This is a genomic window from Sporosarcina contaminans (assembly GCF_042679045.1).
GTDB classification, from domain to species: Bacteria; Bacillota; Bacilli; order Bacillales_A; family Planococcaceae; genus Sporosarcina; species Sporosarcina contaminans.
Genome location: NZ_JBHTLT010000121.1, coordinates 19300 through 40942, shown reverse-complemented (window position 1 = coordinate 40942; position 21643 = coordinate 19300). Strand labels below are relative to the sequence as shown.

The following is a 21643-nucleotide window of genomic DNA, read 5'->3' as shown; positions in this document are numbered from 1 at the left end:
GAACGGAAAGCGACGGTTGTCAGGGGTTCCCCATTTATTCTCCAACCAGAAAGGGACTATCACAGAAAATCAGTTTTCACTGACTTTCTGGACAGCCCCTTTTATAGGAGCAACAGATTCTTTTATTCGAAAACGCATAAATCATTTCAAATACGCATAAGTGTCATTGCATGGAGCATAAATAACATCGATTGCGCATAGAGCTTCCCAAACGAGCATAAATTGCATAAATAACGCATTAACCTCTTCAAAAACACATAAACCTCATTACTCACAAACTCATAAATATTCACTAAATGACATAACCCCAAAATAAAACAAAGAAGAAATACAAAACGAACAAATTCAATTCTGCAAACTGGCAGTATGATGAAGAAAATGATGTGTACTTATGCCCGAATCAGCAGCGCCTCCCATTTAAATATCACTCTGTCCGCACGGATAAGTCTAGTTTCACGCGAGAATTTAAAGTTTACGAATGCGAAGACTGTTCAGGGTGCCCATTTCGTTCATTGTGTACGAAAGCAAAAGAAGGAAACAATCGAACACTAATGGTGAACAAGAAGTGGGAACAGCAAAAAGAATATGTAAGAGAAAGGCTTTCAGAAGAAAAAACAGATTCAATTTATCGTCAGCGAACAATTGACGTAGAACCAGTTTTTGGATTTTTAAAGGCTAATTTGCGTTTCACTCGATTTTCCGTTCGAGGAAAATCGAAGGTTGAAAACGAAATGGGCCTTGCGCTAATGGCCGTGAATTTACGGAAATTCACGGCCAACCAGTAAGGTTACCGTAAAAAAACAGGAAAAAGAGAAATTGAGCGAGCTCAATTTCTCTTTTTCCTTATTTGAAGTTCGTTATGTCCCAGCCTCTAAATTCATTTCTTTTTCTTTGAAGGGTGCTTCCGCATTCCTTTCGTTACTTGTTTCCACTTATTCCTTTCGGCAATTTGTGCTTGGCGATCCATTTTTCTATCTAAAAAGGCAAGTTCTTTTTGCAATTTCAAGTAATTGTCATATCGCTCTATCGGCAAAACACCTTTTGCAAGTGCTGCCTGGATTGCGCAGCCCGGCTCTGAGCGGTGTCCACAATCCCGGAACTTGCAAGCTTCTGCCAAGGTCTCAATATCTTTAAAGCCTGAATCCAAGCTTTCACTTTCATTCCATAATTGAAACTCTCTCATACCCGGCGTATCGATTAAAATACCGCCTGTTGGAATTTTAATTAATTCACGGTGCGTCGTCGTATGCCGACCTTTCGCATCGTCTTCCCGTATCCCTTGTACCGCCATACGATCCTCTCCACAGAAAGCGTTAATAAGCGATGATTTACCGACACCCGATGAGCCTAATAGAGCTGCAGTTTTTCCGTTCTTCAGCATTTTAGATAGAGTATCGATTCCATCTCCTGTCACGACGCTAACCGCTACAACATCTGAACCAATTGCAGTTTGCTGCGCTTCTTCTATATACAATTCCGGATTGTCACACAAATCCATTTTCGTTAAGACAATGACTGGCAATGCGCCGGAATCATAAGCCGCCACTAAGTAACGTTCTAATCGCCGTACATTGAAGTCATCATTCATAGACATAACAAGAAAAACGATATCGACATTCACTGCGATCATTTGCTCCGCAATCGTAGTTCCCGCAGCTTTCCTTGAAAAAAGAGAAGTTCGTGGCAATACTGTATGAATAATCCCTCGCTCCTCGCCCGGCATTTTCTCTACAGCTACCCAATCCCCTACTGCTGGGAAATCCCGCCGCTCAAACGCCGCATGCTGAAAAGCTCCAGAACAGACAGATAGCCATTCTCCCTCTGCTGTAGCAACTCTATACATCCTTTTATGCTCAAGTGTAACACGGCCGGCTACGTAATTTTTTTCTCCGCCAGACACGATGTAATCGTTCCAATACTTTTGACGTTCTTCATTCCAACCATATTCTATCAACTGATTCAATTGTAATTCCTCCTGTTATACACAAATAAAAAAGCATGGTCCCGATCGGATCCCATGCTTTCACGCGCATAACAGAATAAACATGCCTTCTATACAGGCATGGCAGGTGAATGCATGGATCCAATCCTATTTACAATAGCCATTTTGATTGTCACCATAAAACATCACCTACTTTCTGAAAGATAAATATAGAGTAACAAATAAAAAATTTGGAGTCAATAAGGAATTTATATGTATTTATTTTTGTGGAGTTACATTTGTCGGTTGAATTTGCATCTCGGGCGATTAGCAGGATGAAATGAGCGCTTGTAACTGTGGATCGAGCGGTCGGTAGGAGGCAACAGCGGGTGTAGTTGCGGATCGAGCAGTTGTGGAGTTACAACGGGCGATTCAGTTTGCGAATCAATCTTTTACTGCCCCTGCTTAACATTTGAGATCCGCTAGATCCATCCCTTTTCTCGACAAATGCCTATCGCTTCAATTTTATTTTTCGCCCCTACTTTTTGAAGGATTTCAGACATATAGTTGCGTACTGTTCCTGCTGATAAAAACAGCTCCTCACCAATTTCTTTAGACGTTTTCCCATCCACGGACAGCTGCAATACTTCGATTTCCCGGTCAGTTAATGGATTATCCGAATGGTACGTATTCATTATGAGCTCAGGTGCAAATTCACGTCCACCTGCCATTACTTTGCGAATCGCCGCCGATAAGTCGTCAATGGACCCATCCTTCAATAAATACCCATGAACCTTTGCCTTCATAGCACGTTCGAAATAGCCCGGGCGAGCAAACGTCGTTAAAATGATTACCTTGCAAGCGGAACCATTTTTCTGCAACTCATCCGCCACTTCCAAACCGCTTTTCACAGGCATTTCAATATCCAAAAGACAAATATCCGGTTGTAATGATTGCACCATTTGCAATGCTTGCTCTCCATTTTCCGCTTGACCGATCACTTCTATATCTTTTTCAAAATCCAATAGCGTCCCTAAAGCACCACGAAGGATTCGCTGATCTTCCGCAATGACGATTCGAATCATAGCACAACAACCCCTTCCTCGGTTTTGACGACAATGGGTATCGAAATCCGCAAAATCGTCCCCTTTTCAGAATCCACACACAGTTCTCCTTCTATTAGAGAAAGCCGTTCCTCCATACCTTTCAGACCATTCCCCCACTGCTGATCACGGATTCCGACCCCATCATCTTGAATGAACAACGACAGCTTGCTTTCATCACGTCCGATTCGCAAAAAACAATTATTCGCTTTACTATGTTTCACAATATTCGTGGAGGCTTCTCGTATGCACATCCCAATAATCTTTTGCTGCAACAATGAAATATTGGGCAAAGTATCCTGCATATGAAGATGCAATTGTATATTCGCCGCTTGCAAAATCTTTTCTGCTTCAGCTATTTCCTCTTCAACTGTAATGACCCGCATATCCGAAATGAGTTCCCGTACTTGCTGAAGTGCAGTTCTCGACGTTCTTTCAATGCCCTCAGCTTCTGTCTTCACTTTTTCCGGATGATTAGCCACTCTTTGAATAACCTGACTTTGCAATGTAATTAACGATAAAGTATGTCCTAATGTATCGTGAAGATCCCGTGCGATGCGGATCCGCTCTTCTCTTTTAATGAGCGTCCTAATTTGTTCATTCGCTTCATCCAACCGGCTTTCCAACTCCATTTTCGCATTCATATTCCGGATTGCAAAAGGGGAAATGAGCATTACAATGATAAAGGGTAATTGGAAAAGCACGTTTTGAATGTTATATGCATACGTTATATAGGAAATCATTCCTACGTATACGAGTGTGAATACGGCAATTGCCCGTTTAAAGTTTTTCTCTCTTTCATACCAACTAATGAAATTTGATATGTAAAATCCTAAAAATAAATTATTGGGATGATAAAATATTGAAAGAAGTACGATCACGCAACCCTGCACAATTAGCCATAACGAGAACTTTCCATCACTTTTCCAATTGTATAATTGCCGATAAGAGAGTAGAAAAAGCAACAATAAAGCATAGCCAATTGCTGCCTTTCCTCCTTCTTCCTGTATTATAAAATAGAGCGGCATTAATAAATAAACTAAAAAAACATAAGGGGCCATGCCGAATCGTTTCGGAAAAACTTTGATTTTCTTCGCCATTACACCACTTCCTGTCTCCTTCTAATATAAGCCGATAATACCATGAAAAGGACAAGATAAATGAACAAAAACACAAAATTTTTAATTTCGGGAACGCCCCCGCGTATAATGGACCATGCGCCACTGCCGTAGTGAAAAGCCGGCAAGTACTCCCCAATCTGCTGCACAATTTTCGGCAATGCTTCCATTGGCATCCATAGGCCGCCTGTTATCGCCATCGAAAGATAAAGTAGATTGCTAACCCCGGAAGCCGTATCTACTCTCGACATCGTACCAATCAACACACCAATTGCAAGAAACGGAAATGAGCCAATTAATATCCAAGCGCCCGAAAAAAACCATTCATGAATCTGCATCGATACACCATTAATGACGACACCGGCTAAAAAAATAACTAAGATCGAAAATATGTGGACCGATGTCTGCCCAATCATTTTCGCAAAAAAATAACTCACACTTGGAAGTGGCGTCACTTTCACCATCGTCGTCCAGCCTGAACTTTTTTCCTGCACCATTCGAATTCCTAACGTCATAATCGAACTGCCCATCACACTGAAAACAGCGATGGACATTAGAAAGTGGCGGTTCCATAACGCTTGATCATCCATATTTGTATTCAACACTTTTGTAAAAATGAAATAAAACAATATTGGCATGAACAAGGACCAAAAAACATAATATGGGTTTCTAAAAATCCGGAGTACTTCAATTTTGCATTCATTCATTAACATTTTCATTTAAGAAACCCCCTCTTTGTCCGTCAATTGTTCAAATACATCATCTAAACTACCTCTTTTAATTCCAATATCCTTAATGCCAATCTTCATTGCAAATAGCTCTGCCAAAACTGCATCTGCATTATCCGTCAATATGGAATACGAGCCGTTCACGACATTTACCGCTTTTACATTCGGCAACTTATCCAATTGTCCTTCGTGAATGCTCTCCTTCGCACGAAAAGAGACCGTTTGCTGTAAATGGTTTACTTTAATTTCTTCCGGCGATCCATCTGCAATGACCTTCCCTTTGTTGAATAAAATGATGCGTGTTGCAATATCATCCGCTTCTTGAAGATAATGTGTAGAAAAAAGAATTGTTTTCCCTTCTGCCGATAGCTCCTTCACCTTTTTCCAAAACTTTTTACGGACTGTACTGTCCATTCCAACTGTCGGTTCATCGAAAAAAAGAACATCTGGATTTCCAGCAAGCGATAGCATAAAACCTACTTGCCTTTTTTGCCCCCCTGACAGTTTATCCGTCCGTTTACTTAACTCATTTCCTGTCAGCCCGGTAATGCCGACCAGTTCCTCCAACGATAATGGGTTTGCATAATAATTCCTGAACAAGGAGATGAGCTCTTTCACTTTTAACGCGTCAATTAGGTTGATATGTTGCGGCATTACACCGATACGCTCACGAACTCGCCGATCGTTCGGAACGAGACCAAATAATTTCGCTGTTCCTGCAGACGGCTCTAATAGCCCTAACATCATGTGCATCGTTGTACTTTTACCAGCACCATTCGGACCTAAGAGCGCTACAACTTCCCCTTCGCTGACCGTAAAAGAAACATCATCAACAGCTTTCTTTCCTTTAAAACTTTTTGTTAGATTGCTTATTTCAATCGTGCATACCATGAAATCCCTCCCCTTGTAAACCATCATATGAGAACGGTAAATGGATTTTAAGTAAGCAATGTCATCGTCTTAGATGACAGTTGTCATGTAATTTAAAAAGCACAAGCTACCATTTTGCAGATAGCTTGTACCCTATGAATCATAATTTTCTTTTCATTCGTAGCGAAACTGCTTGATCTTCTGGGCGTGATTCATAACTCATACGCTCTTCCATTTTTACAAAGCCGCGCGCCTCATAGAAAGGTATGCCTTTTCCATTGCCTTTCGTGACGGAAACCCATTGTTCTTCCGCTCCATAAGATTGCTTTTGAATATCTGTCAAATAAGAAAGCAGTTTCGAGCCAATTCCTTGCCCGCGCATTGTTGGGTCTAAATAAAGGACAAAAACTTCAGCCACTTTCGCATCAATCATACCGCCGCCAATTGCACCGACAATTTTGCCATTTTGAACAGCAACAAAATACCCGTTCCATTCCTCGCTCGTCTCCATAATTTCTTGCCGGATCCGCGCTGGTGTATAGAACTTCTCAATGACGCCTTCTATATAAGACTTGTCATATATTTCACTGTAAGTTGCCCATTGTGCATCGATGCACACGTCAGCAATTTGCTGTTCATCTCCAGCGACAGCTTTCCGTATTTGCACTTCTGGTGACAAGCATTTTTTCGGTATCCATCCGACCGTACCGTCGCCTTTTTTAACTAAAACATAGCCTTCGCATTGATCATGGACAATCGATACAGTTTCTCCTTCACGAACAGACAACATTGTTGTGCTTATGTCGCCTTTGCAAACCCCATCCTGAATAAATTCATTCTTAATCCATTGCTCAATGCCGAGTGTTTTATTTTCACAAAGCGTAAAGAAAGGCTCTTCTCGAATAATTTTCAATTCATAATTCGGATACGTGACGGTGCCGATTCTCCCTGTCTTATCAGTATGAGTTGCATAAACAACTTGTTCTTTCAAGTCATCAACATATGTATAAGAAATTTCTTCGCCTTCTATGAGGATGGCGTTTAATTGGCCGTCCCTTTTAATTCGATTTCCTCCGTCCATCGAAATGATCCTGTTTTCTAAATCGATGACAGGATTGTTTGAACTAACCGTATTTGCTCGATAATTAACGGTTGGCCAATGTCCTACGATAACTATTTTGTCAGCTTGATGTCCTTTTTCATAGAATGAGGGTGTATATAAAGCGACTTCATAGGTCGTTTCTTTCCAATTCTGTATATTTTCTATGCCAGCATGGATGAGTATGTAGTCATTCGTTTCATAAGCAATCGGCAAGCTATTCAACCATTCGATTTCATCTCGGTAATGCGTGAGGTAAAACTGTCCCAACTCGTCTAATGAGGCAAATTCCTCCAAACTTTTGCCTTGCGCAGCAAGCATTTCATTCAAAATGGAATCTTTTCGTTGCGTCATATAATTTTTAACGCCTTCTACATTATTAAAGACATAGTCATGGACAACATCGCAATTTCCTTTTGTAATGAATACACGATCCGACTGTGCGGAAAGCTCCCTAACATAAGCAATGGTACTAAGACTGTCCTGCCCCTTCTCACATAAGTCACCGACAATGAACAAATAATCTTCGGTTGAATACTCCACTTTTTCAAGTAGTCTTTTAAATAATGGCAAATTCGTATGTATATCAGAAGTAATAATGATTCTTCTATCTTTCTCCAAATCCAATTGTCGAATATCGATCATGTTAGTCCGACCCCTTTAATTTCTTTTCAATGAACAGCGGAATTTCAGACAAACAATCTACTATATACTCCGCTTCACTATGCTTTTCATCTTTATTTCTTTTCCAAACACCAATCATACCTGCCGCAATCGAAGCCCGAACGTCATTTTCAAGATGATCCCCAACGAATACACAATTCGCACGCTCTACTCCTAATCGTTCTGCTGCCCGCTTAAAAATTTCGCTATCCGGTTTCTTAATTCCTTCTTCTTCAGAAATTAAGATTTCATCAAAAAAATGTCGTATACGCAAAGCATCTATATTGCCGTTTTGGAATGCCGTTCTGCCATTCGTAATCATCCCTATTTTATAACCTTTCTTTTTCAATTCATTCAATGTTTTTTCCATATATGGAAACGGAATGCAAAAACGAAAAAATTCTTGTGTGTACTCTATTAGTAAATCGTCGAATGGCAAGTCAATCGTAAATTCATCAATCAATCGCTTGTACACTTCATCTTTCCATACATAACCGCCGGCATCATACTCAACATACTTCTTAGTGAATATTTCTTTTGGAATATGGCCAATCGCAGCATTCCTTGCTTCGTATTGATAATCAATAAATTGCAGTAGCGAAGCATCCCGGTCTAATAGCGTTCCATCCAAATCGAAAATTATCGCCTGAATCGACACGAACTCTCCCCCCTCACCAAGAATCAGAAATCTTCAACTCTTTCAAGTATATAGTTAGCATTTTTGCCTGTCCATATAGGAATTGCAGATCGCCTATACAATAGATGATTCCAACGACTGCATATTTGATAAAAGCCATCCATTTCATTTGAAAAATTGTATATCATCTCTTAAGATAGGCATATAATATTAGAGAGAAGTGACTGAACACTTCTCCCTACAACCTCTACCATCAGGGTGGCGGTTGTCAAAAATTATTTTTTGTTTTGAAAACCACCCTTTTGCTTGTGACGGCGGGGGGTGGTTTTCCTTTCTTCTAAAAATTTCATCTGAAAGTAATGCCCGCTCGTAACGCGAATGATCCCTTTCAGAACTTCTTTTAGAAAATCAAGGAAAAGCTCCATGGAAATCACCTCCTTCCAACGAAGAAGTGATAACCAACCACCCTCACAATATAAGGTTGTACTCTATTATATTTCGAGAAAATGACGATCTATATGCATTTCCTCCATGTATCGAATTTTTATTGTGCTTGGCGCTTTAAAAATTGGGATTATGCATAATGGTATTATTCGGTAAGGTTTATTCTCTCTTGAACTGTTTTCAGCAGTAAGGAAGATTAGTTGACGATGTTATGAGGCTGTTTTTAGCGTAACGGGAGGATTTATCATGGCAGGAGCTATTGTATCGCAAACGGGATTGGTTCAGACAAGCAGGAAAATTTACTGACGTAACGAGTAGGTTTTCAACGGCCTATTTTCATACATGGTCAAGATAGATAACATAAAACCCTATCTTGATTGGAAGAATGATAATTGCGATAATGGAAATAGGTTAATTCTGGCGGAAATGTGGAGGGATGGTATGATTAAAACGATCATTGTTGATGATGAAAAGCTTTCTTTGCAACATTTGCAAAGGAAATTGAATGACTTTGACAATGTTGAAGTCGTAAAAGCTTTCACAAATGCCACTGACGTTTTGAAAGAAATGCGGCGCATTGATTTTAATACTGCCTTCTTAGACATTGAAATGCCCGGATTGAATGGATTGGAATTGGCTGAAATCATCCATGATTGGAATTCCGATATTCAAATTGTCTTTTGCACTGCTTTTAGAGATTATGCCGTCCAGGCTTTCGAGCTTCATTCAATTGATTATTTACTGAAACCGCTTTTAACGGACCGGCTTCAAAAGACAATTACGAGACTCGAACGGCAACTAACAGCAAGTAGTAATACGGAAGCCAAAAACAAGCACATAGATTCACTCCTACGGGTCAAATGCTTCGGAGAATTTGTCGTATACGAGGACGATTCGCCCGTGAAATGGAGAACTGCGAAGGCGAGGGAGCTGTTTGCATTTTTTATCGCAAACCACCAAACCTACATTCATCGAGACTCGATCATCTATGCAATTTGGCCTGACATCGAATACGGCAAGGCGAAAGTCCAATTGCATACATCAATATCCTATTTACGGAAAACATTGAAGTCAATCGGCTACCCGGATGCCCTTACTTTTCTAAATGAAAGCTATGCGATGGAACTTGATAAATTCCAATGTGATGCGATTGAATTGGAGCAAGCTTTTCATGACCATACGACTGTCAATGAAGACAATATAGCATTTTTGGAATATGTAGTAGATCGTTATAAAGGCGACTATATGGAGCAAAACGGCTATGAATGGGCATTGCCAAAAGTCGAATACTACCGTACTCTATACATGCAATTACTGCAAAAAATAATTGCCTACTATGACATGAAAATAGGTACTGAGCAGAAAAAAATAACCTACTTACACCGTTTATTGCAATACAGTCCTTACTCTGAGCATATTATCCAGCAACTAATGAACTGTTATATGGATATGGGCAATCGAGGGAAAGCAATTACAATTTATCATACATTCGCAAATAATTTGTTAGAGGATCTCGGCATTACGCCAGATCAGACAACTCAAAAACTATATGAAACTGCCATCGGATTAGAAGAGTGAAGAAAAGACGCCCAAAATGGCGTCTTTATCCTTTTATTGGGATAACGAAAGATACGGAAGTACCGATCCCTTCTATACTTTTAATAAAGAGACCCTTGCCATAAAGTTGCTTCAAACGTTTATTTGTGTTCATAAGGCCGATTCCTTTGCCAGGTTTTTCTTCCACAAACAAGTTTGTAATTTGCTTATCTGACATTCCAACACCGTCATCCTCCACTTCGATAATGACGTAATTCTCTTTCTCCAAAATTGTAATCGTTACTGTGCCACCTTCCGGACGTTTGAGAACACCATGCCTTACAGCATTTTCAACAATCGTTTGCAATGACAGCGGTGGGATGTTTACTTTTGATTGAACATTTATATTAAAGTTCGCAATTAGCCGATCATCGAATCTCGCCTGCTCAATGAACAGGTACGATTTCACCAGTTCGATTTCCTTTTCCAACGGCACTTCTTTATTGACATTTTGAAATATGAAACTTGAGTTCAGATAGTTGCCGAACTCATCCAAAAGCCTCATCATTTTCGGAAGATCTACTTCACTTAAGGCGGCGATCGCATTCAATGTGTTAAATAGAAAATGCGGCTGAATCTGCGCTTGCAGCCAAGCAGCTTCTAATCGTACCTGGTCGTTAACGGAGCTTTTTAAATCAATCAACAGTTTCACACGCATTAGCAACTCTCGCTTATCAACTGGTTTTGTTACATAATCATTTGCTCCACAAGCAAAACCGATTTGCATATCTTCCACCTGACTTTTTGCAGTTATTAATAAGATCGGGAGTTCAGTTATGCTGTAGCGTTTCCGTATTTTCTCTGTCAATTCATATCCCGACATGCTCGGCATCATAATATCCGATAAAATTAAATCCCAAACAGTACCGTTCAATTGTTCCAAAGCCGCTTTCCCGTTCGGGCATGTTTTCACAAAGTAGCCTTCTGACTGTAAAAGACGTTCGATAATTTCCAAGTTCAAAGGATCGTCATCGATGACTAAAATACGTTTCCGATCGACTGCATTTGTAGTCTGCTTCATTTCCTGCATTAGCTGTATGATAGGGAATTGTTGTGTTTGTTCTGTTTTCCCGCTTCCTTTAGGCAACGAAAATGTAAAAGTAGATCCCTTTCCTAATGTTGATTGAACAGAAATCGTGCCTCCATGCAGCTGTACAAGTTGGTCGCAAATACTTAACCCTAAACCAATGCCGCCACCAATCGACGTTGTGCTTGGATCGGCTTGGTAATAAGGAAGAAATATTGATTGTTGCACTTCTTCATCTATGCCAATTCCTGTATCGATTACATGAATATTGACAAACGAACCGTCCCAGTCAGCAGTGACGGTAATTTTACCTTCTACTGTAAATTTCAATGCATTATGAATTAAGTTATATAGAATTTGGAACAGCCGATTTTCATCTGCCTCCACATAAGGAGTTTGTTCAGGTATTGATAAGGAAAGCTCAATGTTTTTATTAGCTGCCAAATGGTTTAAAGTATCAAATATGCTTAGGACGACTGCAGAAATGCTGACATCTTTCAACTGCAGCTCGATTCTATTTTCCTTCAGTTTCGTTAAATCAAGTAAATCATCTAAAATGTAAGACATCCGCCTTCCGAGCGTTTGGACTATTTTTAGGTTTCTGCGGCTCTCATCAGATATGCTTTTCTTCTCTGCTTCGTATACGGCTTCCGAAATATGGATGATGCCGTGAAGCGGGTTCCTTAACTCATGTGATGTATTTGAGAGAAAATCATCCTTCTGTTTATCCATCTTCTGCAGACGGATAACCAATCGTTCATTTTCGTTTGAGGTCCTGAAAAACTGATTGACAAAAAACATTGTGAGCATAGCAATACCTATTAAAATGTCAAAAGGATAATATGGATAAACTAATGAAAAATTGGTTTTTATAATTCCCCACAAAGCACTTAGCCCGACTGCTGTCGCTCCTAAGAGCAAATATATATAGCCTCTTTCCCGTCGGTCCCCAAAAGCTTTGAAAACGATAATTACGATAAGGATAGGGATGCCGAGCATGAAGATTGCCATTGGAAATTTATAGACACTTCTTTCTGCCAATATAATCAAGAGCAGAAGGGTTGTCATATACATACAAATGATTGGATTGATCATTTTACCAAAACGCACTCGACCCCAAACTTCCGGAAAGATGGATCTTATAAAATAGAAAGCAAAAAATAGAGCCATTACATACATCATTAAGTTCAATTTAATGAGCCATTCATATCCATTGACTTCCATAATATACATAATCGTTCGATCATCATCAAAAAGTATGGATAGCCCTCCAAAGAAAGTTGCCAATGATAAATAAAGCAATTCTTTCTGTCGTGAAAATAAGACATAAACCCCGAGCGCGTAAATTGAATGCAGCAAAAGAATCGCAGCAGCGATAAATTGCGTCGCCACTGTTTTCGTCTTTGCCGTTCCGATCGCTTCTTCCTTGCCAAATAGTATATTCTCTGTTATGCCCCCGGATTTATTTGAAGAAAAGTTCGCCACTTGTATTGTTAAATCGATTTCGCCATCCACAGGCTCAAGCCATATGTCCATCGGTCGGTAGTCCGAAATGGCAAGTATGTCGTTTTCAGCTATCTTCCCTCTACTGCTCTTCAATTCACCATTCACGAAGACATTCGCTGCCACTTTTATTTGCTTTGCATACATCCGGAAAGCCTGCTGTTCCGCGTCCGGTAAAAGTATACGAAGATGATATGTCCCAAATCCTTTCGGTAATTGTTCATCTTTTGGAAATCCCTTCTCCCAATTTCCCGGAACCATTACAGTATTTCCCTCTGCTTTTTCCCTAATTTCGTCAGAAGTAAGAAATTCAGAAGGAAAAAAGAGCCATTCTCCTTTCAATAAAACTACTTCATCTTCATTGAAATTCGAATGACGAAGATCCAATATTCCCTTCTCAATCAGCGAGTCATGTGCAGTTTGATATTTCCAAACCCATCCAAGTCGCAATGCCGTCAGCGCAATGATAAACAGCAAGATAACGGCAATGATATTTTGCTTTTTCATAATCACCTGTCCGCTCTTTATGAAATGGAATCCGGACGATCTTCAAAGAAGACGATTGGTGACTTCATTTCTCCCGTGGAGTTTTCCAATTCTCTGGGTCTCGAATGATCACCTATAGTTCATACTTCCAATCGATTCCTTTCCCTATTTCTTTTCACAACTATAAGTACAATCAGAATCATAATAAGTAGACTTGCAAACCCTACAAACCACCAAACAACAGACTCTTTTCCCTCTGTCTGTGTTTGTTTGCTTTTCAATTCCCCAGCCATGCTACTTACTTGCATGGCATTTGTATAGAAGCGCTGGTCCTTCGTTTGAACTGCAATTGTTGCAGGGTCTTCTAAATTTTTAATGGAGTCAAGAAGTTTATCATTGATCTTTTTTTCGGTCTCGCCCATTTGACCAATCATCATCATTAGATGATCTTTGCTGAATGGGCTTTCTTGCATCCAACTGTAATAATCGACTGCCTCTTGCAAAAAGCCGAACGGTTGAAAATTAGGCACACCAGTTTTGTGAGAAACAATTAGGTCATCAGCGTGCTTTTCAAGCACTGGCTGATTTGCAAGTCCACCAATAAACAGCAAATGTTGATCGCCTAACTCATCGTCTTTAAGTTGCCCTCCATCCGCCAATTCAACAAGTGGGACACGTCCATTAACGACAAGCGAATTGTATAACGTTAATAAATCATCATCATCCACTTCTACTGCCGCCGGCAAGATGATCATCATCTTTTTTGTTCGTTCACTAAACGGAAAAGGGAAGCTTGATAGCATTCCCGCGTCTGCAGCATCATTGTTTGGGAATGAAATAAAACTGTCATCCATCACGTATACCCAACGATTATCATCAAAACTAAAGCAAGGATTTTTCACCCTCAACCCGTTCGCTTCAAAGCTTAATGAAATCATCCTATTATTTTTTATAACATTTCTCTCAATGGGCAATGTAACTGTATAGATGCCATCCTCTTCCTCACCAAGATTTTGTAAATTTATAGAATGAGGAATCTCATTAACAAAAATAACCAACTCCGGCGCTTGGTTCGTAACGCTAGTAGACAACTCTTCATCTATCTGACCAAGTGTTTCGGAACGTTTTAGACGAAGTTCCAATTGGGCATTCTTGTCATTTGGTATCGAGGAAGGAGCATAACCGAAGTAAGTTTCACTTTTTTTGTTAAAACGGTCAAAAGTTAAATTTCCAACACCAAGAGATTTAAAAGTAACAATCTCTCCATTTTCTTTTGTAGTTTTTGCTGGTTCAGATTTTACTTCCATCTTCTGCCCTATTAATTGTTTACTATACTGTTCATTCAGAAGAATCTCCATACGTTTTTCAATCTGTTCTGGCGACTTGCCCGTGACGATCAATGAATCAACAGTGCCGCCATTGCCGACAATATGATGAAGGGATAAAACAAGACCTTCTGCCGGGGCTTTTACTTCTGCCTTGGATAGCAACTTTTTCATTTTCTCTGAAACAAATTCATCCTGTGCTCCTATAAAAATGAGATTGCCTTTAACAGTTTCTAACTTCGATTCACGAATAATTTCTACATTTGCACGCTCTGCTAAAAAAGCACCTAAAGCTGTTCCGCTATTCCTCGTCCCTAATGAAGCCAAATCCGGCAAAACAATTGTAACATTGGCATTGCCATTCATTGTAAATAAAGATGGATAGTCTGATAATGATGCTTCTCCTGGCACTTCTCCACTCAATTGAATATAGGAATCAATTCCAATCATCAAGTAGTTTCCAGATGTCTCTTGATCTACACAAACGCCTTCTTTTAGAATGCCATGAAAAGAGACAGTTACTTTATGAAACCCTTTTGATAGATGGTTTCCAGTCAAAGGTATCGTGAGCTGATTTGTCAGTTGTTCATTGTTCAATGCAATTGTTTTCACTTTCTCATCGTCAATGCTTACCGATACAGAAGAAGGTTCAATCAATAGTTCAGAATGTTTTAGTTTTAAAACCAATTCATTACCGCTCTCATCCACGGTTGAACGGATTTCATAATAAAATGTTGCTTCCTGTTCAGGGCCATATAATTCCAACGGTTGGTTTGTAATGACATGGCGGTTTATAGATGGTGAAACCGCTTCTTTCGCAACCTTTATATCATCCATCTGTATTTCATAATTCGCTTTCGCAACACTGTTTGTAAATAAACAGCAAATGATTAGAACAATAGCAAATATAAAGCTTCCCATCTTGAATGTTCTCATTGCACATCTCCTCGTTTCTGTGAAAATCTCTCTGTTTTATACCAACGGACCTCTTGTCGGAAAAGGACACGTTTCATTTCTAAAAACAATGAATAGACGACTAACACGATCCACATTTGTGAATAAGTAAAATACATTAAAATGACACAAAAAAAATTACTCCGATTCATTTCATCTTTTTCAATACTTAATGCAATCATGACTTCAGCCAAAAAGAGAAGGAATGCGAGACCCCAAAGCACGACTGCTACGTTTCCGATTGACAATTTCAAATCGTAGAACAAATTGATGATGAAAAGAGCATTTGAAACGATAACCCCAAAGAAGAATAGAAAGTAGGTGAAAAAGAAATAAAAAAGATCGAAGATGATGCGCTTCCTTTTCAATTTGAAAATTCGACTTAAAAACTTCAAGACGACGTATAGGTTCCCCCTTGCCCACCTCGTCCGTTGTTTCCACCAAACACCTAACGTCTCGGGCTCCTGCTCCCACGTAATCGCAGCTGGGAAAAAGCGGATATGATAGCCTAAGTTATACACGCGAACAGTCAATTCAGTATCTTCAGCAAGCGCCCTCACGTCCCAACCGCCCAATTGTTCCATTACAGATCTCCGAATCGCAAAATTGGTTCCAGGAATTGTAGCGATATTAAATAACTTCCATCTTCCAGCTTGAGCCATCCACTGAAAACAGATCGTTTCGATATTTATGAACCGGGTGAGCCATGTTTTTTTAGCATTGATCACCCGAAACTTTCCTACGACAGCAGCCGCTTTTGGGTCATTAACCAATCCCATTACAAGATTCCAAACTGCCATTTTTTCAGGAGTATTGTCCGCATCATAAACAACAATCACATCACCCGTCGATTGACTAAGTGCCTCATTCAAAGCAGATGATTTACCTTTTCCCCGATTCGGCGGCCTCGTTTCGATTACTTTTTTGAATGGAAATTTCTCACTGAAAGACCGCCCTATCTCTCCCGTCCTGTCCGATGAATTATCGTTAATGACAATGACTTCTAATTTGTCTTTCGGGTAATACAGGCGTGACATCGCTTTTAACGTCTGTTCAATTACGACTTCCTCATTATGCGCAGGGATGAAAACACTCACCGTCGGCAAGCTCTTCATATTCTTACTCCATTCAGGGATTTTTCGATCAAAGGTTTTGAAATGACGATACCCCCCTTGCATTAAAAACATATGATAAAGCAGCATTCCCCATATTAAAATGAGCGCTGTATAAAAGAGCGTATTAGCCAATAGATTCCCTCTCCCTGAATAATCTTTTTTTCAATCGCATGCGTAAAGTGGCTATATGGATGAAAAAAGCCATTATGAACGCCATAACAACGAAAGACATAATCCACAGTGCCGCTTCAAAAGGGCGCTCTGCAAATTGTGTTAAAACGTCATCCCATTTACTTTTGGTAGAAGAAACGGTAAGACCATCTTTAACTGTTTGATGGATTGTTACATATTTCGTCTTCGCGAACTGTTCAGTATTTCTCAGATCAATCCATTCAATATTTCCCGTAGACTCAATTAACTCGAGCATTTGCGGTAAATATTCAATGCCTAAATAAGGATGGTAGAAACCCCCAATTATTGACCCCGGTACAGTTTTTAAACGATTGATTGATTGCTCCATATCTTGAAGTGGATTTACTGAAGATAGTGGGTCAACATAGCCAATTGTTTCTGGAAATAACGTCATTCCATTCAATATGCTTGGTTTCCCTATAAATAGAGGAGCATCCATTACTTCCCAATCCGTATCACTTAATTGGATCTGACCAAAAATCGCCGAAAATGATTGAGAAGCTACTTCATATCCATTTGAGCTCATCGTGTAATGAGGCGCTTCAAACGCTAAAGGATATAATCCGATCTCATATAAATCTTCAATTGACTTTTGAAGCTTCTGCTCTACATAATTCCTCTCAATTTGTTTCATCTCTTTTGTGTATTTATCAAAAGACGCGTCATTAAGAAATGATTCACGTTGTCTTATTGGAGGAGGGATTTCGTCTGTACGCTTAGTTGTAATTTGTTGGTTTAATTTGCTATCCCAAAATTCAAAGCCCTCGCCAGTTTCCTCATAACGATAGGAATGTGTATAACCATGTGCGATTACGATTCCGCCCCTATCCTGCAACTTCAATAACACATCAACAAGCTTCTTATTGGAAGAGAGGCGAATATGTTCACCTGTTTCATTATTTACATAAACTGGAATAATCGCCATGTAAAAAGGAATACCACGATCTGCCAAGTACATTCCTGTCTCTTCAACTAACTTGTAATCTGAAATAGGAGAAATGTCTTCTAACCGGATATAGGCCGGGTGATTGGAAGGTGGATCTTGTTCTAATAGTGCATAAATAGACTTCGATAAAATTGCATTTTCTTCTACACCAAAATTAGTGGATGCTATATATGAAATTCTTCCTTTTTTAATGATGAAAGGAATGTTCTTATCAATCGACTTTCCGGTCGCAAGCGTTTCGCTTTCATTCGGAGGAAGGATATGGGTAGTGTATAAAGGTGTCGCTAGTGAATGATTTTCAATTGCCCTAACTTCAGCATCACCAATAATTTGCCAATCAATTAAAACATTGAATTGGTCTACATTCAGCCCTAAAAAAATCAATTTTCCTTTGAATGCATCGATTGATTCTATCAATTCCAAAGGCAAGGTTTTTTCAACTTCACCGACATATACAACAACATGTCTCCCCTCGATTTGTTCAGCAGTAAAATCAGCTGTCGAAATGAGGGTTTGCTCTGTTGCAAATGCGGAAAACGTAGCATCCAATAACAAAATATCTTTATTTGGCAAATCGTCTTCTGTCGAATAAACGATCAATATACTAATCTCTTCATTTTCTGCATAGATCGTAGGTCCGAAAAGAAATAATGCACATATTAGTACAAAAAAGAAAATCCGTTTATCAAAGTTCATGAGACAACATCTCACTTTCCACTTTCTCTATGAAATCTTCAACGCTTTCAAAAGCTGAAGACTGATTGTAAAGAGAATGGCCAAGCCGATAAGAAAGTGTTATATAATTCTCATTGAGCAGCCTATTTGTCTTAAGATTGCTGCTTAATTTATTGAAGATCACTTCGATTGAATCATCCGGCGTATTCGTCAATAACAAAGCAAAGCGATCATAACCATATCGGAATTTCCTATCAGTCGCTCTCATCGTCTCCCCTAATACTTTGGATAAAGAGGAGAGTAGATGCACCTTTTCTTTCTCTCCGTATAATTTCCGAAAAGAATCAAAATGATCGATTTGCAATAATATAAGTGTAAATTCACCACCATACCGATTGATCCGTTTCATTTCCGCATTCAATTCAAATTCCATCCTTTGTTTATTGTCAAAATTAGTTTCCATATCAACCGCGACAAATTGGCGGATTTTTTCTTTCAGCTGGTGTACCATTTCCCCCTGTCTCGTAACACGTTCATGTATCTTGCCAGCAATTAACACAAGGATGACAATAGAAAGTCCATATGCCATGAAATACGGCAACGGCATAACATTAAGATTGGTTGACAAACTGCTTGCAGGCAGATTGGAATAAATTAATACCGATCCGATTATGAATAAAAAAGGCAAGCACCAAAGCAGTCCTGCAATCGTCCCTTTGAAGAGAGATACTAAAACGATTAACAGTAAAAAAGAATAAAGAAAGATGCCAATTGCTCCTTCTTTAAAAAGGAAAATCGCTGGCATCTGTGCTGCAACAAGCAGTAAAGAAAAAAGAGCAAGAGAATATGTTTCCAACTCAATATGCTTGTTCATCGATCCATCTCCTTTCAGCAATCATTGCGAGCAAATTGTCGAATGTATGTGTGTCGCGTGAATGCAGATCGATATATCCTCCATAATACGGCTGTTTAAAGTCCCGTACCTGCAATGTATTCATGCGACTGATCAACTTTTCTGCAAATTCAACTTCCCCTATTTCTAAACACATTAAAATTGCAAGAGCATATACGGCTACCGCTTCATATTCAACGATCGGCCTTCCAGTAACTCCATCGTATCTCCCATAGATCATTCCGCCTCCATCCGAGAATGCCTGTTTCGCAAATGCTAACAAAGGCGAGACATCTCCGCCCCATTGGGCACGATGATAGCCAACATAAAACTGATCAATTAGATTCACTTGATCGTCATAGATCAGTTCCTTTGTTGGAACGTTATACGTTTTCGGAAAAAACCCAATAGATGAATTAGGTAATTCAAGCAATAGTTGTTGGGTTAAGTTATACGTATTACTCGTTATTACTTCTTCTTCCTTTAAACGATCAAACGCTGCAGGTATAATGTAGCTCAATGTTATTTCAGTGCCTTGATATTTCGTTTCCAAGTCGACATAATCTACAAGAAACCCTTGACGCAAATGGTATTTTGATAAACTTTCCGCCATTTTTCTCGCCATTTTTGTATAGGAGCGATTGTTCCATTTTTCTCCTGCTTCATAAAAGGCATTCATTATACGAAAGTCATCGATAGATGCATTCGCAGGTGCTTTCATTGTCCCTTTCAGTTCCCAAGCGACTAAATAATCAGATGTTAGAAAGTATTTTTTCAGTACTTTTGCTTGCTTATTGAATTGCTCGGAATCTTCCTTTGCTAGCAGGTAATCCATCCATAACCCAACCGTTTCAGACAGGTAAATCTCTGATTGGTCTGTAATATTTGTTCGAATCCGGCCATCATCGGCAATCAAATGTTGCTGTATAAAACTCTCTGTCGGTAACGGATCTTTCGCTTGGACGACTTCCTGTTTCTTAAACACATAAAGCTTCAAGAGTATGAGCGTTACAATGCCCACCACAATTATTCCAACGATTGCATTTCTGCCTTTCATTTGTTGCGTCCTCTCTTTTGTTGAAGGATCTCATTGCCAAAAATTTTATAAGGCAAACGGCGATCCAATTTAGCCTCAAACATTGCTGTATCCGCATATTCAATTAATCTTTTCGGATGTATGCTATGGTCTGGGAAAATACTAATTCCAATACTGACACTGGCTTCAAAGTAAATTGATTCCAATGTGAATGGGCCATCAAACACTTCAATAATTTCTGCTATATTGGATTCAATATGATCGATTTCTTCGATCAAGAAGATAAACTCATCTCCACCCACGTGAAAAATCCGGTTGCTTAATGTAGTCAGCTTTTGCAGGCGATCGGCGATCTCTTTTAAAAACCAATCCCCAACCGAATGGCCAAAAGTATCATTAATTAATTTAAATTGATTAATATCCATGAATAAAACTGCAAATCGGTTATCCGTCCGAATTGCCCGTTCCGATAGAGCATCGAGCTCCTGTTGAAGCATTCTTCGATTTGGCAATCCCGTAATTTCATGGCAAGTTGCTAATTGTTGCCAATGTTCTAAGCTGCCTTTCTCAGAAATCTCTAGTAGCAGACATACGACTTCATTTTGGTGTTCATGCTCGTTACGTACAATCGGCACGAATAAGCAAGTAAACCAATTGGAAACGCTGTTCTTTGAAACTAAACATAATTCACCCTTCCACCGTTCCCCATTCATTGCAATATCTATGGCGTTTTGTATAAAAGCGGTTGATTGTCGCTTATCTTGAAATGATTTGAAATCTCGCATATATAATTCAGAAGAAGACGCAAATCTCTCTTGGAAACGCTCATTTGCTTTTATTATTTTTCCTTCGAAATCCAAGATAGTCAGCATAAAAACGTCTTCTAATAATTCATAAACACTTTCGCTTAAACTTGAAAAATCAACCGTTAGCGCATTGCCGCTATGTTTTTGGTGCATTTTTCATATCCTCCCACTCGCTTCAATCCTTTTAAAGCATATAGGGGCACTCTTACCATTCGCTTACTCAACACTTATCAAACACTTAACAATTTGTTACCTTTTTCCCACACACAGAAAGCAACTAAAAACACATACTTTTTCCTCTATTTGCTAATTAGTGCAATTTTCAAGGTTACTCGACTATCCCGCTTAACTTTTTGATAGTAGTCAGTAAAAAGTCTGTGTTGGTTTTTCAGTAGGAAATTATGTCGCCCTCCATTCCGATAAGAGCTCTCATGGCTTCAGTCATAGATAGAGTTTGAGATTCACACACAAAAAAAGCCTTAAAAATTTACTTAACGCAAAATTTTT

Annotated in this window: 16 protein-coding genes and 1 pseudogene; 2 read left to right on the top strand and 15 right to left on the bottom strand. The window is 39.3% G+C overall.

Translation table 11 applies throughout. The annotated features are described in order from the left end of the window. Positions 1-320 precede the first annotated feature (320 nt). A pseudogene (locus ACFQ38_RS14825) lies at positions 321-785 on the top strand (transposase); the annotation flags it as partial. Between the two features lie 92 nt (positions 786-877). Here the strand turns inward: ACFQ38_RS14825 and rsgA are convergent. The 8 genes from rsgA to ACFQ38_RS14785 form a co-directional block, all read right to left on the bottom strand. After that, positions 878-1963, bottom strand: a complete 1086-nt coding sequence (gene rsgA, locus ACFQ38_RS14820) for a ribosome small subunit-dependent GTPase A (protein ID WP_381481907.1) — start codon at positions 1961-1963, stop codon at positions 878-880. 440 nt (positions 1964-2403) lie between these two features. Next, positions 2404-3006: a response regulator gene (locus tag ACFQ38_RS14815; protein ID WP_381481905.1), complete on the bottom strand. Its 603-nt coding sequence runs from the start codon at positions 3004-3006 to the stop codon at positions 2404-2406. After that, complete coding sequence (locus tag ACFQ38_RS14810) at positions 3003-4124, bottom strand: sensor histidine kinase (protein WP_381481903.1); 1122 nt, start codon at positions 4122-4124, stop codon at positions 3003-3005. The genes ACFQ38_RS14815 and ACFQ38_RS14810 overlap by 4 nt, the downstream gene beginning before the upstream one ends. Next, positions 4124-4861, bottom strand: a complete 738-nt coding sequence (locus ACFQ38_RS14805; protein ID WP_336822277.1) for an ABC transporter permease — start codon at positions 4859-4861, stop codon at positions 4124-4126. The genes ACFQ38_RS14810 and ACFQ38_RS14805 overlap by 1 nt, the downstream gene beginning before the upstream one ends. Then, complete coding sequence (locus ACFQ38_RS14800; RefSeq protein WP_336822276.1) at positions 4862-5761, bottom strand: ABC transporter ATP-binding protein; 900 nt, start codon at positions 5759-5761, stop codon at positions 4862-4864. Positions 5762-5900: 139 nt separating this feature from the next. Beyond that, on the bottom strand, positions 5901-7484 hold the full coding sequence (locus ACFQ38_RS14795; protein ID WP_336822275.1) for a GNAT family N-acetyltransferase: 1584 nt from the start codon (positions 7482-7484) through the stop codon (positions 5901-5903). A gap of 1 nt (position 7485) precedes the next feature. Continuing rightward, positions 7486-8160: an HAD family hydrolase gene (locus ACFQ38_RS14790; protein ID WP_336822274.1), complete on the bottom strand. Its 675-nt coding sequence runs from the start codon at positions 8158-8160 to the stop codon at positions 7486-7488. 254 nt (positions 8161-8414) lie between these two features. Next, the gene (locus ACFQ38_RS14785; protein WP_336822273.1) at positions 8415-8564 is read right to left on the bottom strand and encodes a hypothetical protein; all 150 of its coding nucleotides are present in this window, start codon (positions 8562-8564) and stop codon (positions 8415-8417) included. A 460-nt stretch (positions 8565-9024) separates the two neighbouring features. Here ACFQ38_RS14785 and ACFQ38_RS14780 point away from each other — a divergent pair, with 460 nt between their 5' ends. Then, positions 9025-10161 (top strand): response regulator, encoded by a 1137-nt coding sequence (locus ACFQ38_RS14780; RefSeq protein WP_381481899.1) that lies wholly within the window; start codon positions 9025-9027, stop codon positions 10159-10161. A gap of 25 nt (positions 10162-10186) precedes the next feature. Here the strand turns inward: ACFQ38_RS14780 and ACFQ38_RS14775 are convergent, their stop codons facing one another. The 7 genes from ACFQ38_RS14775 to ACFQ38_RS14745 all read right to left on the bottom strand — a co-directional run bounded on the left by ACFQ38_RS14775 (position 10187) and on the right by ACFQ38_RS14745 (position 21289). Continuing rightward, positions 10187-13216 (bottom strand): ATP-binding protein, encoded by a 3030-nt coding sequence (locus tag ACFQ38_RS14775; RefSeq protein ID WP_381481897.1) that lies wholly within the window; start codon positions 13214-13216, stop codon positions 10187-10189. A 119-nt stretch (positions 13217-13335) separates the two neighbouring features. Continuing rightward, on the bottom strand, positions 13336-15456 hold the full coding sequence (locus ACFQ38_RS14770; protein ID WP_381481895.1) for a cellulose biosynthesis cyclic di-GMP-binding regulatory protein BcsB: 2121 nt from the start codon (positions 15454-15456) through the stop codon (positions 13336-13338). Next, positions 15453-16721, bottom strand: a complete 1269-nt coding sequence (locus ACFQ38_RS14765; protein WP_381481893.1) for a glycosyltransferase family 2 protein — start codon at positions 16719-16721, stop codon at positions 15453-15455. The genes ACFQ38_RS14770 and ACFQ38_RS14765 overlap by 4 nt, the downstream gene beginning before the upstream one ends. Then, the gene (locus ACFQ38_RS14760; protein ID WP_381481891.1) at positions 16714-18423 is read right to left on the bottom strand and encodes a DUF2334 domain-containing protein; all 1710 of its coding nucleotides are present in this window, start codon (positions 18421-18423) and stop codon (positions 16714-16716) included. Before ACFQ38_RS14760 ends, ACFQ38_RS14765 begins: the two co-directional genes overlap by 8 nt. Continuing rightward, complete coding sequence (locus ACFQ38_RS14755; RefSeq protein ID WP_381481889.1) at positions 18413-19276, bottom strand: GGDEF domain-containing protein; 864 nt, start codon at positions 19274-19276, stop codon at positions 18413-18415. Before ACFQ38_RS14755 ends, ACFQ38_RS14760 begins: the two co-directional genes overlap by 11 nt. Continuing rightward, a complete protein-coding gene (locus ACFQ38_RS14750) occupies positions 19260-20351 on the bottom strand; it encodes a hypothetical protein (RefSeq protein WP_381481887.1) in 1092 nt (363 codons plus the stop codon). Before ACFQ38_RS14750 ends, ACFQ38_RS14755 begins: the two co-directional genes overlap by 17 nt. Then, entirely contained in the window at positions 20348-21289 is a 942-nt protein-coding gene (locus ACFQ38_RS14745; RefSeq protein ID WP_381481885.1) for a diguanylate cyclase domain-containing protein, read from the bottom strand. Before ACFQ38_RS14745 ends, ACFQ38_RS14750 begins: the two co-directional genes overlap by 4 nt. Positions 21290-21643: the final 354 nt, after the last annotated feature.

Excerpts from the sequence above, each read along its gene's own strand:
- ACFQ38_RS14815 (WP_381481905.1), bottom strand. The coding sequence starts at position 3,006 with ATGATTCGAATCGTCATTGCGGAAGATCAGCGAATCCTTCGTGGTGCT.
- ACFQ38_RS14810 (WP_381481903.1), bottom strand. The coding sequence starts at position 4,124 with ATGGCGAAGAAAATCAAAGTTTTTCCGAAACGATTCGGCATGGCCCCT.
- ACFQ38_RS14805 (WP_336822277.1), bottom strand. The coding sequence starts at position 4,861 with ATGAAAATGTTAATGAATGAATGCAAAATTGAAGTACTCCGGATTTTT.
- ACFQ38_RS14800 (WP_336822276.1), bottom strand. The coding sequence starts at position 5,761 with ATGGTATGCACGATTGAAATAAGCAATCTAACAAAAAGTTTTAAAGGA.
- ACFQ38_RS14795 (WP_336822275.1), bottom strand. The coding sequence starts at position 7,484 with ATGATCGATATTCGACAATTGGATTTGGAGAAAGATAGAAGAATCATT.
- ACFQ38_RS14785 (WP_336822273.1), bottom strand. The coding sequence starts at position 8,564 with ATGGAGCTTTTCCTTGATTTTCTAAAAGAAGTTCTGAAAGGGATCATT.
- ACFQ38_RS14780 (WP_381481899.1), top strand. The coding sequence starts at position 9,025 with ATGATTAAAACGATCATTGTTGATGATGAAAAGCTTTCTTTGCAACAT.
- ACFQ38_RS14775 (WP_381481897.1), bottom strand. The coding sequence starts at position 13,216 with ATGAAAAAGCAAAATATCATTGCCGTTATCTTGCTGTTTATCATTGCG.
- ACFQ38_RS14770 (WP_381481895.1), bottom strand. The coding sequence starts at position 15,456 with ATGAGAACATTCAAGATGGGAAGCTTTATATTTGCTATTGTTCTAATC.
- ACFQ38_RS14760 (WP_381481891.1), bottom strand. The coding sequence starts at position 18,423 with ATGAACTTTGATAAACGGATTTTCTTTTTTGTACTAATATGTGCATTA.
- ACFQ38_RS14755 (WP_381481889.1), bottom strand. The coding sequence starts at position 19,276 with ATGAACAAGCATATTGAGTTGGAAACATATTCTCTTGCTCTTTTTTCT.
- ACFQ38_RS14750 (WP_381481887.1), bottom strand. The coding sequence starts at position 20,351 with ATGAAAGGCAGAAATGCAATCGTTGGAATAATTGTGGTGGGCATTGTA.
- ACFQ38_RS14745 (WP_381481885.1), bottom strand. The coding sequence starts at position 21,289 with ATGCACCAAAAACATAGCGGCAATGCGCTAACGGTTGATTTTTCAAGT.